Raw genomic sequence first — 15731 nt, forward strand, 5'->3', positions numbered from 1 at the left:
GCTCATTTGTTGCACCCTCTCTGGGGCCCGCAATAACTGTCGTCCCGGACATCATGGAGACGACGGGGCTTGCCGGATTCGGCGGCATGACGCGAGGGGTGGAAAATGAAACGCGCGCGACGCCACCATTCAGCTATATCGCCTCTCATGAGGAGCTTCTTATGAGTTCCATGATCAAGATTGGCATTGTTGATGATCACCCGCTGTTAAGGGATGGGGTCACAATGGCACTGAAGAAAATAGCTGACTTTGAGGTGGTCGAGCAGGGCGGGTCTGCCGATGATGCCCTGGAAATTGCCGCTCGTTTTGCTCCGAATGTTTTGCTGATGGATGTCAATATGCCGGGCGATAGCTTTGCTGCCGTGCGAGCGATCTCGGCTTCTTCGCCGGCCGTTAAAATTTTGATGCTGACGGTGTCTGAGTCCATCGAGGACGCCTATTCCGCCCTCGAAGCGGGCGCGCAGGGGTATGCGTTGAAAGGCATAAGCGGTCTTGAGCTTGTACAAGCCATCAGAAATGTTGCCGCGGGTGAAACCTTCATTACAACCAAACTTGCCAGCAAGCTGTTAAGCAATATCAGAAAGCACTCGGGGGACAAGCAAAAGTTCGAGCTGACCCATCGCGAAGAACAGGTTATCCGGGAGGTATCGAAGGGCCTGACTAACCGCGAGGTGGCTATCAAGCTTGAGCTCTGCGAGAAGACCATCAAGCACTACATGACGAATGTCATGTACAAGCTACACGTTCGTAACCGGACGCAGGCAGTCGCCGCAGTGCTACGGCATTGGGAGGGTGACCATATATCCAGCCTGTGTGGTGCTCTTCAACGCCGCGACTTGAATGACAACGGTAAGCTAAGTCACGAGTCATAAGTGCTTGCGATGACTTGAACACAACGACCATTCTGGCCCAGGGCGTCAGATCTTGAACTGCGCCCTGGCTTTGGTTCCGGCCTGGGGTGCCGATTCAATGACGAATACGCCGCCGAGGGATTCGACGCGATAGCGCATGCCGACAAGGCCCAGACGAGTTTTACCTCGACCTGGCACACTCGGTCTCGCGCTTGAAATACCCACTCCCGCATCCTCGACTTGCACTTCCAGTAGACCTTCGATATGCGAGGCGCTGAGTTTTTGGCCTTTTCCTCCGGCGTGAATATAGGCATTGTTCAAAGCTTCCTGGGCGAAGCGGTAAATACCAATTTTAAGCGCGATCGGTACGTCGTCCGGAAGGGGATCAAGCTCCAGATCAACGCGTGTCTCGGTTCGCTCTTCGTGCCGCTCGGCAAGCAACACCAGCGCATCGTGCAGGGTCAGATCATTGACTTCCGGAAGTGCCAGGCCGAGTGATATTTCCCGCACTTCGTTTAAAGCATCCTCACCGGCACGCTTGATCATTTCGAGGGCTTCTACATCGGCGACGCCTTTCGTATCTTCGAGCTCTTCAAGGCGAAGGAGAATAAGTGACAACAACTGGGCAGGACCATCATGAAGATCGGCCCCGATCCGACGCAGGGTGAGTTCATTGATTCTGGAAAATTCGCGATTGGCTTTAGTGACTTTGCGCTGAAGGGCGGCATTGTTTGAGTGCAACCTGGCTTGCTCATTCATTCGCCATTTAAGTGCTGTTTCATGCTGTTTTATTATCTTGTCGCCACGCCGAACGATAAAAAACAACAGCAAAATCATGGCCGTCGTTGCTGCTCCAACAATGGCCCATACTTTCTTGCGAACGTTATTGATTTCGTGCTGTAACGCTTCCGCGGTTTCGTAGAACTCGCCAACCGCAATGACCTTTCCAGTACCCGCTTCGCGCAGTGGAGCAAAAATTTCATAGAGCGGAATATTCAGGCTTCGCTCAAAGGCATCCTCAATATCATCCACCGTATAACCTTCAAAATCATTGTCCAACTCTGTATAGATCTTGCCCGCCAAGGCCTGCGAGATCTCCTCTGTCGGGAACGTTTTCTGGACCGTGGATTTATCGGTGCTGTAGACAATCGTGCCGTCTGGAAGCCAGATTTTCACCGAGACAACATGTGTACTGAGCGAGGTGCTGGACAGCAAATGATCAATGGTCTGAATAGTTTCATCGGGGAGAACCTTTGCAGTGGTTAATCCCTGAACGAAAGGTTCGAGAAAGTTCTGCATGTAACGGGCGCCGGTCTCTGCCGCCGTTTGCACCGTTGCATCTTCGATGCTCTGGCTTACGAGGTTTCCAACGAACGTCATGGTCAAACCCAGAATGATTGTGGCGCAGATGACGAACTGGGTTGAGCGGCTTAAATGGCGCAATTTCTCACGGGTGCCCTGTCTCCCTGGCACTGTGCTACTGGACTTTTGGTCAGTGTCTGATTCGACCAAGGTCTGATCCGAATCATTGACCAAGGTCTCAGAATTTGACTGGGCTTTCGTCTCTGTACACATCCGGGTAGCCCCTCAATACTCATTTTCAATGGAGTGGAAAGCTGGCGTTTGAGGTTAAAGGCGGGAGGCGTGATGAGTATTTTAAAAAGATTCTCAAACAGTCTGGATAATCGCTACTTCCGGCAACAACAGCCGGGGGTTACTACCAATAGTGTGGGTTTCAATGATTTCCTGACTTCTCCACCAGACGTGTGGAACCACTCTCCAATACATACTAGTCAATCCGTAGTCGATGCCAGTTTTCTCATGGATAAAAGGCTTGTTGACCAAGCCGCACGGACGCAGAACCGTGCCATCACCCCTCAGGCACTCCCGGACCATGGCGATCTTCGCGAGCCTGTTCCGGCCAATGACTCTGATCGCAGGATGTGTGGCATCTGTGACAAGCCCCCTATGCCTGAGAGCGCTTCATGAACAGATGCATAGAGCCCCGATACGTGACGGGGCCTTTAGCAAGCTGCACCTTCTGTTCAACCTGCCTTCATGGGCCGTCGCCTCCCTGAGGCGCAATACCTGCCTGTAGATACGGTTGTCATGGGGAATTGATCCTCAGTCGAGCACTGCTGATTGCACGCCATTCAGCAAGGGCTCGGTGCGCCCGTAGCAGCAGGTCCTGTCGTTCAATTTTCGATTTTCAGTTATGGGGTTCAGCACTAAACCACGCGTTTGCAGCCGGGTTTTATGCGTGTGGTTTCCTGATTGGTTAAGCATCGAGGAAACAGCCATGGCCAGCTTCATCAAGTCCGATCTCGAATTCATTCTCGAACAAATTTTCATCGCTGAACGGCATGCGTCAGGCGCGAGTCTGGCTGACTTGCTGCAGAACGTAGAAGTCCCCTTCGGCCTGCGCACCGTCTCTGGCATCGACAACAACCTGGCCAATCCCCAGTTCGGTGCCGCCGACAATTTCTTTCCGCGCATGACGACGCCGGTGTTCAATACCGCGCAGGTTCAGCCGGTCGGGTTCTTCGGTCCCACCGATCCTGGTGGAACCACGCCCACCTCCTATCTGCAGACCAGCGGTGCCGTCTTCGATTCGCAGCCGCGCACCATCAGCAACCTGATCGTCGACCAGACCGCCAACAACCCGGCGGCGGTTGCGGCCGCAGCGGCCAATCCGGATTCTCAGCTCGTCACCAGCCCCGGTCTGGATGGCCTGTTTGGCACCGCCGACGATGTCTCCGTCTTCCAGATCCCTAACATCACGCCGGACGCGGGCCTGACCGTGCCGTTCAACCAGTGGATGACGTTCTTTGGCCAATTCTTCGACCATGGCCTGGACCTCGTCACCAAGGGCGGCAGTGGCACAGTCTTCATTCCGCTGCAACCCGACGACCCGCTCTTCGTGCCGGGCAGCCCGACCAACTTCATGGTGCTGACGCGCGCCACCAATCTGCCCGGCGCCGACGGCATCCTCGGCACCGCCGATGACATCCACGAGCAGAGCAACACCACGTCGCCCTTTGTCGACCAGAACCAGACCTACAGCTCGCATCCCTCGCACCAGGTGTTCCTGCGCGGCTATGAACTCAACGCCGCCGGCGATCCGGTCGCCACCGGCAAGCTGATCACCAATCGCGATCTGGGCGTCGATGGGCATTTCGGCACCGCGGATGACGTCGAAATCGGCGGCATGGCCACCTGGGCAACCGTCAAGGCCCAGGCCCGTGATCTGCTCGGCATCAACCTGACCGATGCTGACGTGTTCGATGTACCGCTGCTGGCGACCGATGAATACGGCAACTTTATCAAGGGGCCCAACGGCCTCCCTCAAGTCGTGATGAAGGGCGCGGACGGCATTGCCGGCACGGCCGATGACGTGCTCGTGGAAGGTAATCGGGCCGCGCCAATCAGCCTGACGAACGCCGTGCGCACCGGCCATCAGTTCCTCATCGACATCGCCCACAGCGCCGACCCGACCGGCGGCCTGACGGCTGACACGGACACCGTCATTGGCGGCCCGCAAGCACCCGGCACCTACGACAACGAGCTGCTCGACAAGCACTACATTGCTGGCGATGGCCGGGTCAACGAGAACATCGGCCTGACCACGGTGCACTCCATCTTCCACAGCGAGCACAACCGCCTGGTTGACCAGACCAAGGAGACGGTGCTGGCTTCCGCCGACCTCGATTTCCTGAACAAGTGGCTGATGCCCGACGCCCAACTGACAGCGCTGCCAGCGACGCCGGCCGACATCGCGGCCCTGCACTGGAACGGCGAGCGGTTGTTCCAGGCCGCCAAGTTCGGCACCGAGATGCAGTACCAGCACCTGGTGTTCGAGGAGTTCGCGCGCACCATCCAGCCGCAAGTGGACGTCTTCCTGGCGCCTATGGGCAATGACACCACCGTCAATCCGGCGATCGTCGCCGAGTTCGCGCACACTGTGTTTCGCTTCGGCCATTCGATGCTGCTGGAGACGGTCGATCGTTTCGACCCCAACTTCAACGTCGTCGGCGACGGCAATCCGGCTGACCCGGGCAATCAACAGACCGGCCTGATCGCAGCCTTCCTAAACCCGCTGGAATTTGCTGCGAGCGGCCCGACCCCTGAGGAGGCGGCTGGCGCCATCGTGCGCGGCATCACGCGGCAGGTCGGCAACGAGATCGACGAGTTCGTCACTGACGCTCTTCGCAACAACCTGGTCGGCCTGCCGCTCGACCTTGCCGCGCTCAACCTGGCGCGCGGCCGCGAGGCCGGCATCCCGTCGCTGAACGAGGCGCGGCGCGAGTTCTACCACATGACTGGCGACAGCCAGTTGACCCCCTACACAAGCTGGGCCGATTTCGTGCAGCACATGAAGCACCCGGAATCGTTGATCAACTTCATCGCCGCCTACGGCACGCATTCAACCATCACGGGTGCTACGACGCTGGCGGACAAGCGCGCCGCGGCTGCGGACCTCGTGCTCGGCGGCGCCACGGCGCCGGCTGATCGCCTGGACTTCCTCAACAGTACCGGTGTCTGGGCCAGCAACGCCGGCGCGGACGGTATCCTGCACACCGCAGACGACGTGACCACCACCGGCCTTGACACCATCGACTTCTGGATCGGCGGCCTGGCCGAGGAGAAGATGCCCTTTGGCGGCCAGCTAGGTTCGAGCTTCAACTTCGTCTTCGAAACCCAGTTGGAAAACCTGCAGAACGGCGACCGTTTCTACTACCTGGCCCGCACTGCGGGACTCAACTTCGGCACCGAGCTTGAGAACAATTCGTTCGCCAATCTGGTGATGCTCAACAGCGACGCAACGCACCTGCCGGCTAACATATTCCAGACGCCGGCCTTCATCCTGGAGGTCGACCCGACGCACCAGTTCAACCCGAGTGTGGTGGCCGGCCCTGACGGCATCGTCGGCACGGCCGACGATCTGCCAGCCAACGCCGACCCCTTTGGCCCGTCGGACCATCCGATTGGCTCACCACGGATTGACCATTTCACGCCGCTGGTAATCCGCGATAACCCCGATACAGTAGGCCCGGATACCAACTACCTGCACTACACCGGCAGCGATACGGTCGTGCTGGGCGGCACGGCCGGCGACGACATCTTGATTGCCGGCGACTCGGACGACGACACCGTCTATGGCGACGCCGGCAACGACCGCCTTGACGGCGGCTACGGCAACGACAACGTCTTTGGCGGTGCCGGCGACGACATCATCACCGACATCGGCGGCAGCGACACCCTGCGCGGCGAGGATGGCAACGACGTCATCCAGGCCGGCAACTCGACCCTCGGTCTCAACAACCTGGTCTTCGGCGGCGCTGGCAAAGACTTCATCATCACCACCGAAGACATCACGATGACCTTCGCCGGCGCGGGCGACGACTTCATCCTCGGCGCCAAGGTCAACCTCGCGCCGACCGGCAATGAAGGCGACGACTGGATCGAGGGCGGCACCCAGGACGGTGCGCCCGGCGATAACATGAGCCCGACTTTGACCGACGATGTGCCCGGCAACGACATCTTCATCGGCACCGGCGGATTCGATGAAATGATCGGTGAGGGCGGCGACGACACCTTCGTCGCCAGCGATGCCCAGGACAAGATGGACGGCATGTCCGGGTTCGACTGGACCACCTACAAAAATGACAAGTACGGCGTGACCGTCGACATGGTCGTCCCGTTCTTCAGTCCCTATCACGCAGTGCCCAATGCCGCGGGCGATATCGTGGGCGCAGTGGCGCAGTCGCCCGATGCGGTCTATGACCGGTTCGCGGAAGTGGAGGGCCTGTCGGGGTCGGCCTTCTCGGACTTCCTGCGCGGCGATGAACAAAACGCGGCCATCATCGCCAACATCACGGCCAGGGGCAGCATCCTCACCAACTTCGATCTCGTCAGCGGCCTGCGGGACTTTGTCGGCAGCGCCGGTTTCGGTGCCGACGGTATTGGGGGGACGGCCGACGATCAGTTCGGCGCGGGCAACATCATCCTCGGCGGCGATGGCAGCGACATCATCGAAGGTCGTGGCGGCAGCGACCTCATCGACGGCGACAAGTGGCTCAACGTGCGCATCAGCGTGCATCAGAATCTGGATGGCACCGGGCCGGAGATTGCCAGCTTCGACAGCATGACGCAGATGATTCCGCTGATGTTGAACGGCACCTACAATCCGGGCCAGCTCGTCGCTGTGCGTGAAATCCTGCCGGGCGTGGGCGGCTTCGACACCGTCAACTTCCTGGGCCCGATGGCGAACTACACAGTCGCCATCAACGATAACGCCACCCCGCTTAACTTCGCCGACGACGTCGTCACCGTGACCGACAATGTCGGCAAGGAAGAAACCGACCGTCTCACTCACATCGAGCGGCTGCAGTTCTCCGATCAGTCCGTGGTCCTCGTGCCCGGGCTCAACGCTGAGCCCGTGGGCGCGCTGACGGTGGATAACACCGCGCCGACTGTTGGCCAGACGCTGACCGTGTCGGCGGCAGGCCTCACCGATGCCGACAACGCGGGCGGGGCGATCCACAATTCCATCAGTTACATATGGCAGTTTGAAGCGACACCGGGCTCGGGCGTCTTCGAGGACATCATCCTCGGGCCAGGCCGCATCGGTATCGGATTTACCAGAGCGGACACGCCCACCTTCAAGGTGACGTCGGATCTTGCCGGCCTGGCAGTGCGCGTCAAAGCCATCTATGCGGACGATCATGGCGTGACCGAGCAGGTATTCTCGGCACCGACCACGGCCATAACCGCCGCGGCACCGGCCCCCGCGCCGACGCCTTCACTGATCGATCCGCAGACCACTGCCCCCAGCAACGGCGTGCATTACACGCAAGCCGACCTGGCGTTCATCCTTGACCAGATCAAGATTGCCGAACACCACGCGGCCGGTGAGAACCTGAACTCGCTGCTCGATAATGTACGGGTGCCGTTCGGTTTGCGCACGGTCGAAGGGACGGAGAACAACCTGCTCCATCCCGAGTTCGGTGCCGCCGATAACGTATTCCCGCGCCTGACCACGCCGGACTTCCGCCCGGCCGACGCCGGCACGAGCTACACCCAGACCAGCGGCCTGGTGATCGACTCGGCGCCGCGCACCATCAGCAACCTGATCGTCGACCAGACTGCGAACAACCCGGCGGCGGTCGCGGCCACCTTCGATCCTGGCCTGGATGGCGTCCTCGGCACCGCTGACGATGTCCTCAAGGCCGGTGCGCAGGTGGTGACCGGAACCCGCACCGATGGCTCGACGTTCGAGACCTTCTTCGATCCGAACGTGAGCCCTGACGCAGGCCTGACCGCGCCCTTCAACCAATGGATGACCTTCTTCGGGCAGTTTTTCGACCATGGCCTGGACCTCGTCACCAAGGGCGGCTCGGGCACCGTGTTCATTCCGCTGCAGCCCGATGACCCGCTGTTCGTGCCCGGTAGCCCGACCAACTTCATGGTGCTCACGCGCGCCACCAATCAACCCGGCCCCGATGGCATCCTGGGTACGGCCGACGACATCCACGAGAACACCAACACCACCTCGCCGTTTGTCGACCAGAACCAGACCTATAGTTCGCATCCTTCGCACCAGGTGTTCCTGCGCGCCTATGAGCTCAACGCAGCGGGCGATCCGGTGGCCACCGGCAAACTGATCGAGAACCGGGCGGCCGGTGCCGATGGCATCCTGTTTACCGGTGACGACAGTCTGACGGGTGGCATGGCCACCTGGAAGGTGGTCAAGGCGCAAGCCCATGATCTGCTCGGGATCAACCTCACGGATGCCGATTTCGACAACGTGCCATTGCTGGCGACCGACGCCTACGGCAATTTCATCAAGGGTCCGAACGGTTTCCCTCAGGTGGTGATGGTGGGTCCGGACGGTATTGCCGGCACGGCCGACGATGTGCTCGTTGAAGGCAATCCGGCGGCGCCCATCAGCCTGGCCAACGCCGCGCGCACTGGCCATGCCTTCCTCAATGACATTGCCAACAGTGCCATTCCGGTGGACAGCCAGACGGGCGCAGCGCTCCTGCCTGACGTAGACACCGTTATCGGCGGGCCGGTAGCCGCCGGCTTCTACGACAACGAACTGCTGGACGCGCACTACATTGCCGGCGACGGCCGGGTCAACGAGAACATCGGCCTGACCACCGTCCATTCGATCTTCCACCATGAGCACAACCGCCTGGTCGATCACACCAAGGAGGTGGTCCTGGCGACAGCGGCAAGCGGCGACGTGTCGTTCCTCAACGAGTGGCTGCTGACGCCTGTCACTGCCGTTCCCGCCGACACCTCGACCCTGGACTGGAACGGCGAGCGTCTGTTCCAGACGGCGAAGTTCGGCACCGAGATGCAGTACCAGCACCTGGTGTTCGAGGAGTTCGCGCGGACCATCCAGCCGATGGTCGATCCCTTCTTCGCCCCGGGCCAGGTGTACGACACCGCGATCGATCCAAGCATCGTTGCCGAATTCGCCCACACCGTGTATCGCTTCGGGCACTCGATGCTGCTGGAGCAGGTCGACCGGCTGGATCCGAATTTCGCTTCGAGCGATATCGGGCTGATCCAGGCCTTCCTCAACCCGCTTGAGTTCGCGGGCAGCGGCGCCACCCCGGAAGAGGCGGCCGGTGCCATCGTGCGCGGCGTAACCCGCCAGGTGGGCAACGAGATCGATGAGTTCGTCACCGAAGCCCTGCGCAACAACCTGCTCGGCCTGCCGCTCGACCTGCCCGCCATCAACCTGGCGCGCGGCCGCGATACCGGGATTCCGTCCCTGAACGCGGCGCGGCGGGAGTTCTATTTGCCTACTGGCGACGCAGAGCTCAAGCCCTACACGAGCTGGGCCGATTTCGTGCAGCACATAAAGCACCCGGAATCGCTGATCAACTTCATCGCCGCCTACGGCACGCACTCGACCATCACCGGCGCCACCACGCTGGCGGACAAGCGTGCCGCCGCTGCGGACCTGGTGCTCGGCGGCGCGACGGCACCGGCCGACCGTGTCGACTTCCTCAACAGCACGGGTGCCTGGGCCAGCAACGCGGGTGCGGACGGCGTTTTGCACACGGCAGACGATGTGACCATCACCGGCCTGGACGCCGTCGATTTCTGGGTTGGCGGGCTGGCCGAGGAGAAGATGCCTTTTGGCGGCATGCTCGGCTCGACCTTCAACTTCGTCTTCGAGAACCAGATGGAGAAACTCCAGGACGGTGACCGCTTCTACTATCTGGAGCGCACCGCCTCGATGGACTTTGGCGCTGAACTGGAGAACAACACGTTCGCCAATCTGGTGATGGCCAATACCGACGCAACACACCTTTCGGCCAGGGTTTTCCTGACACCGGCCTACACCCTGGAGGTCAACCAGGCGCACCAGTACAACCCCAGTGTGATTGCGGGTCCCGACGGTATTGTCGGCACCCTCGACGATCTGCCTGCCAACGCCGATCCGTTTGGCCCGTCGGACCATCCGATTGGCTCACCGCGCACTGACTTCCTCACGCCACTGGTGATCCGCGACAACCCCAACACGGTAGGGCCGGATAGCAACTATCTGCACTACACCGGCGCCGATACCGTCGTACTGGGCGGCACGGCAGGCAACGACATCCTCATTGCCGGTGACTCGGACGACGACACGGTCTACGGTGATGCCGGTAACGATCGGATCGATGGCGGCTACGGCAACGACCAACTCTTTGGCGGTACCGGCGACGACATCATCACGGACATGGGCGGCGACGACGTCATCCACGGCGAGGACGGCAACGACGTCATCCAGGGCGGCAACGGCCTCAACCTGATCCTCGGCCAGGCCGGCCAGGACTTCATCATCACCGGCGAGGACGCGGCCGACACCAGCGGCGGCCTGGGCAACGACTTCATCCTCGGCAGCAAGGCGAACGAGTTCGCGCGGGGCGGTGAGGGCGATGACTGGATCCAGGGCGGCTCCGCCGATGGTGTTGCCGGCGACAACTTCGACCCATTCGGCAACGACCCGATCAATGGCAACGACGTCTTCATGGGCGATGGCGGGCCGGACAACTTCGACGGGGAGGGCGGTGATGACATCATGATCGGCAGCCCTAGCGAGGCGGACCGTTTCATCGGGTTCTCCGGGTACGACTGGGCGGACTACAAGGACGATCCTGCCGGCGTGACCATGGGCCTCAACTCCAGGCTGCGCTTCTTCGATCAGCCGGCGGTGCCTGGTTCCAACGCGTCGATCCTGGCCCGGCTGGACTTGGTGGAAGGGCTGTCGGGATCGGCCCACGCCGATTTCCTCAGCGGCGATGACTCCACTGCCGACTTGCTCGCCGTCGCTGGCGCCAACGGTAGCGTGCTCACCAACTTTGACCTCATCAGCGGTCTGCGGGACTTGGTCGGTAGCGCGGGCAACGGCGCGGATGGTATCGCCGGCACAGCCGACGATAAGTTTGACGGCGGCAACATCATCCTGGGTGGTGCTGGCAGCGACGTCATCGAAGGCCGTGGCGGCGATGACCTCATCGACGGCGACAAGTGGCTCAACGTGCGCATCAGCGTACGGCAGAACATCGATGGCAGCGGGCCGGAAATCGCCACCTTCGACAGCATGACGTCCCTGGTCCCGCTCATGGTGAACGGCACCTATAACCCCGGCCAGCTCCAGATCGTGCGCGAAATCCTGACGGCGACCGGTCCTGCCTTCGACACGGCGCTGTTCTCCGGCAATCGAGTGGATTACACCGTGGTCGAAAACGCCAACGGCACCGTTACGGTGACCGACAGTGTCGCTGGCAGGGACGGGACCGACACCCTCAGCCATATCGAGCGGGTGCAGTTCTCCGATCAGTCGATTGTGCTCGGCGGTTTGAACTCGGAGCCAGTCGGTTCGCTGCGGATCGACGATCCCACGCCCGCCGTCGGCCAGCAGCTGACGGTATCGGCGGCAGACATCACGGATGCCGACAACACGGCGACCGGCGGCGCGATCACCGGGCCCATCAGTTACTTCTGGCAGTTCGAAGCGCGCCCGGGCTCGGGTGTCTTCGAAGACATCACCTTCTTTGCCGCCGGCGAGGTCGCGCGTGCAGAGGGCACGACCGTCACGGTGGGCTCGGAACTCAGGATCGCACCACCGGCGACCCTCATTGGCGCCGTGCCGGCTATCCCGGAACTCGTCGTGGCAGCCGGGCTGGCCCTGCGCGTCAGGGCGGTCTACAAGGACGCCAATGGCGTGCTGGAAGAGGTGTTCTCGGCGCCGACCGCACCGATCACGGCGGCCGGTACCGGCACCGTCAATGTTCTGCCGGTTGGTACGGTACTGATCAGCGACACGACCCCGGCGAAAGACTCGGGCTTGACCGCCACGGATGCGTTCACCGACGCCAACGGGACCACAACCTCGGTGATTGCCCATCAGTGGCAAATGGGCAGCGGTGCGATCTTCACCGACATCGCCGGCGCGACGGGCACGACCTTCACGCCCGGCCAGGCGCAGGTCGGTCAGCAACTGCGTGTCGTCGCGACGTACACCGATGACCTCGGCACACTTGAGCGAGTCGCCTCTGCCGCAACGACGGTGGTCAGTGATGTGTTTGTCGGTACCGCCGGTGTCGACATATGGACCGGCACGGCAGGCGACGACGTGGCCAGCGGAGGTGCTGGCAACGACATCCTGAACGCCTTGGGTGGCAACGACATCCTCCACGGTGATGCGGGCAACGACTTGCTCAATGGCGGTGCGGGTAATGACCAGATGCTGGGCGGAACCGGCAACGACACCTACCGCGTCGATTCAGTCGGGGACGTGGTGACCGAGTTGCCAGGGGAGGGGCAGGATTCCGTACAGACCACGCTGGGCAGTTACACATTGGGCGCCAATGTCGAACATCTGCTCTACCTCGGGGCTGGCAACTTTGTCGGCAACGGCAACGCGTTGAACAACGTCATGACCGGCGGGGTGGGCAATGACACGCTCAGCGGCGGTGACGGCAACGACACGTTGCTCGGTGGCGCCGGCAACGACGTCCTCACTGGCGGTGCGGGTAATGACCGGATGGCCGGCGGGGCTGGCAATGATACCTTCCGCGTCGATTCAGCCGGGGACCTGGTGGTCGAAGCGTCGGGTGAGGGTTCCGATTCCGTACAGACCACGCTGAGCAGTTACACACTGGGCGCCAATGTCGAGCATCTGCTCTACCTCGGAGCCGGCAACTTCACCGGCAACGGCAACGCGCTGAGTAACGTCATGACCGGTGGGGTGGGGAATGACACCCTCAACGGCGGTGACGGCAACGACACATTGATGGGTGGCGCCGGCAACGACGTCCTCACGGGCGGTGCGGGTAATGACGCGATGGTCGGCGGAGCCGGCAACGATACCTTCCGCGTCGATTCAGCCGGTGACCTGGTGGTCGAGGCGTCGGGTGAGGGGGCCGATTCTGTACAGACGACGCTGAACAGCTACACGCTGGGTGCCAATGTCGAGCACATGCTCTACCTCGGAGCCGGCAACTTCACCGGCACTGGCAACGCGTTGAACAACATCATCACCGCCGGGGCCGGTAATGACACGCTCAACGGCGGTGACGGCAACGACACGTTGTTGGGTGGCCTCGGCAACGACCTCCTCAATGGCGGTGCGGGGGCCGACCGGTTGGAAGGCGGACTCGGCAATGACACCTACCGCGTCGATTCAGCCGCGGACGGGGTGATCGAGCTGACAGGTGAGGGGCAGGACTCCATACAGACGTCGCTGTCCAGCTACACACTGGGCGCCAATACCGAGCACCTGCTCTACACCGGTGTCGGCAACTTCGTCGGCACCGGCAACGCGTCGAACAACGTCATGTCCGGTGGGGTGGGGAATGACATCTTCAACGGCGCGGGCGGCAACGACACGTTGCTCGGTGGCGCCGGCAACGACCTCCTCGATGGTGGTGCCGGCAACGACAGCATTGCGGGTGGTGCCGGCAACGACACGATGTTTGCCAGTACTGGCGACGATGTCTTCGTGTTCGCAGCGGCTTTCGGCAACGACCGGATCGTCGGCTTCGATACCGACGCGGCGGGAGGCCAGGATCTGCTCAATATCGCCGGGCTGAACATCACGGCGGCGACCTTTGGCAGCAGTGTCAACGTCGTCGACCTCGGTGCGGATACGTTGCTCAACTTCGGCGCTGACTCCATCACCCTGGTCGGTGTGGCTGACGCAACAACCGTCACTGCCTCGGACTTCATTCTGGCCTCTTGAGGTCCTGAGAAGTCCTGTCGCAGGGAGCGTGCACAGCAGAGGGGAGGGCAAGGGATGCCCTCCCTTTCTCATGCCATTCAATTGCCCATTGGTTATCGGGGGGCGCAGCCCGTAATGGGGGCGTCTGGATGCCCGGGAGGGAAAAGCGAGAAGCAAGAGCCGATCTACACTCAACCCGAAGCCGGCGGGGTGCGGCAAATAGATCAATGACTACTCACGAGTAGGCACACATGACGACGGTGAAATCGATCGTTTTCGGCGTGGCATTGGCCATCATCAGTCTTTGCGCCGGCGCTTACGAGTCGGATCTCCACTTCGGCTTGACCTGGTGGCTGGCCCGCCAGGCCGGATTCAATCCCCAACAAGCCCAGGAAATCGCAGGACAGGATGAACTCACGGATACCGGCATGCTCGATGCGAAGCACGCAATGATCTGGGAGCTGTGTGTTTGGCAAGAAACGGGCGCCAGTGAGATGACCAGGGCCATGCATTTCCGTTCAAAGAAGGCGCCTCCCGCAGAGCCGCCGGCACGTCTGGTCACTGAAGACGCCGTATATGCTGAGGCGCAAGCAAGGAGCATCATCGTCACGCCAGACCATGACAACGTCAAAACGCAACGGTCGTTTGGTCAGGCGCTCCACGGCAGGCAGGACGCCTACTCACATGCCGGGCAAAGCGACACTTTCTGGCCACCCTGCCAAACAAAGTGGCTTTGGACGCACCCTGTCGATACGAGCGACGGGGATAAGGGCGGCATGTTCTCGCATAAGGCCGATCAGACCTTTACGGATGCGGACAAGTGCACAAGAGCGGCATTGAAGACCTACGACCTCATGTTGGAATTCAGAGCAACGATGTCGCTTAGCAGCACACCCAAACCTCGGGGTGAGTTGACAACACCGATCCGGAAATTTTGCGAGGCAAAAACCAAGGTCGAGAAAGCTCAGTGGTTTAAGGATGAACAGGTCCCCCAAGGCGAGGCCATTGCGAGAAACACCAGTCTTGCGGACGGTGGCCGCAGTTTTTCCGGGGCCCCGCGGATGGACTTACGGCCGGGTCCACCTTCAGCCAACGCCGTGCAATCAAGAATCCCGGAATACGAGCAGCAGGAGCCTGGCTGGCTTCCACCCATCGAAATCGATGAGAAAGTCAAAGGGTTCCTGATGAGACCGGAACTTGGCTCGACGCCGGAGGCGGTCGGCTATTCTCAACAATTCCTCAAAGCATGGCTCACCACACCTCCAGAAAAACTGCCGGCCGGAGTTGAACGGTTTTTGGGTAAAAAGGACTTTGTCGAAGCTGACGCAGATATCGCTACATTGCTGCGTCTGCGGCTAAAAGACCAAGGCCAGGCGGACTACGGGACCTTCAAGGCCGGTACCGTGAATCCAGACGATTACGTCACCTACACAGAGGACAACTGGTCGACTGCGTTGATCCCCGTCCGGGGCATCAAGGCCCCCGCATTAGTAGGAGAGAAGGGCGACAAAATCGTGGTGATCGCCATTCTTCGAAATGCCCCCAACGAGGTGCTGATGATGGAGGTCACACCGGATTACCAGACAGTGAAGATACAAACGCTGATCGCTCACTGAGGGCTTGCTTCTGTTTCGCCGTGAACTGCTGGAGCT

The 15731-nt window shown here is 60.9% G+C and carries 4 protein-coding genes; 3 read left to right on the forward strand and 1 reads right to left on the reverse strand.

The features are described from left to right. The first annotated feature begins 161 nt into the window (after positions 1–161). A complete protein-coding gene (locus B0D71_RS28080) occupies positions 162–872 on the forward strand; it encodes a response regulator (RefSeq protein ID WP_103397671.1) in 711 nt (236 codons plus the stop codon). Positions 873–917: 45 nt separating this feature from the next. Here the strand turns inward: B0D71_RS28080 and B0D71_RS28085 are convergent, their stop codons facing one another. Continuing rightward, positions 918–2426, reverse strand: coding sequence for a sensor histidine kinase (locus B0D71_RS28085; protein ID WP_103397614.1), 1509 nt, complete (start codon positions 2424–2426; stop codon positions 918–920). A 724-nt stretch (positions 2427–3150) separates the two neighbouring features. On the opposite strand from B0D71_RS28085, the gene B0D71_RS28095 reads away from it, so the two are divergent. Both B0D71_RS28095 and B0D71_RS28100 read left to right on the forward strand, forming a co-directional pair. Next, positions 3151–14100 carry a peroxidase family protein gene (locus tag B0D71_RS28095; RefSeq protein ID WP_103397616.1) on the forward strand — a complete coding sequence of 3650 codons (10950 nt, stop codon included), beginning with the start codon at positions 3151–3153 and terminating at the stop codon, positions 14098–14100. A gap of 230 nt (positions 14101–14330) precedes the next feature. Next, positions 14331–15695 (forward strand): hypothetical protein, encoded by a 1365-nt coding sequence (locus B0D71_RS28100; RefSeq protein WP_103397617.1) that lies wholly within the window; start codon positions 14331–14333, stop codon positions 15693–15695. Positions 15696–15731: the final 36 nt, after the last annotated feature.

It is taken from the genome of Pseudomonas laurylsulfativorans (genome assembly GCF_002906155.1).
Taxonomy (GTDB): Bacteria; Pseudomonadota; Gammaproteobacteria; order Pseudomonadales; family Pseudomonadaceae; genus Aquipseudomonas; species Aquipseudomonas laurylsulfativorans.

What these genes read in the sequence shown, in the direction of transcription:
- B0D71_RS28080 (WP_103397671.1), top strand. Translation starts at nt 162, where the DNA reads ATGAGTTCCATGATCAAGATTGGCATTGTTGATGATCACCCGCTGTTA.
- B0D71_RS28085 (WP_103397614.1), bottom strand. Translation starts at nt 2,426, where the DNA reads ATGTGTACAGAGACGAAAGCCCAGTCAAATTCTGAGACCTTGGTCAAT.
- B0D71_RS28095 (WP_103397616.1), top strand. Translation starts at nt 3,151, where the DNA reads ATGGCCAGCTTCATCAAGTCCGATCTCGAATTCATTCTCGAACAAATT.
- B0D71_RS28100 (WP_103397617.1), top strand. Translation starts at nt 14,331, where the DNA reads ATGACGACGGTGAAATCGATCGTTTTCGGCGTGGCATTGGCCATCATC.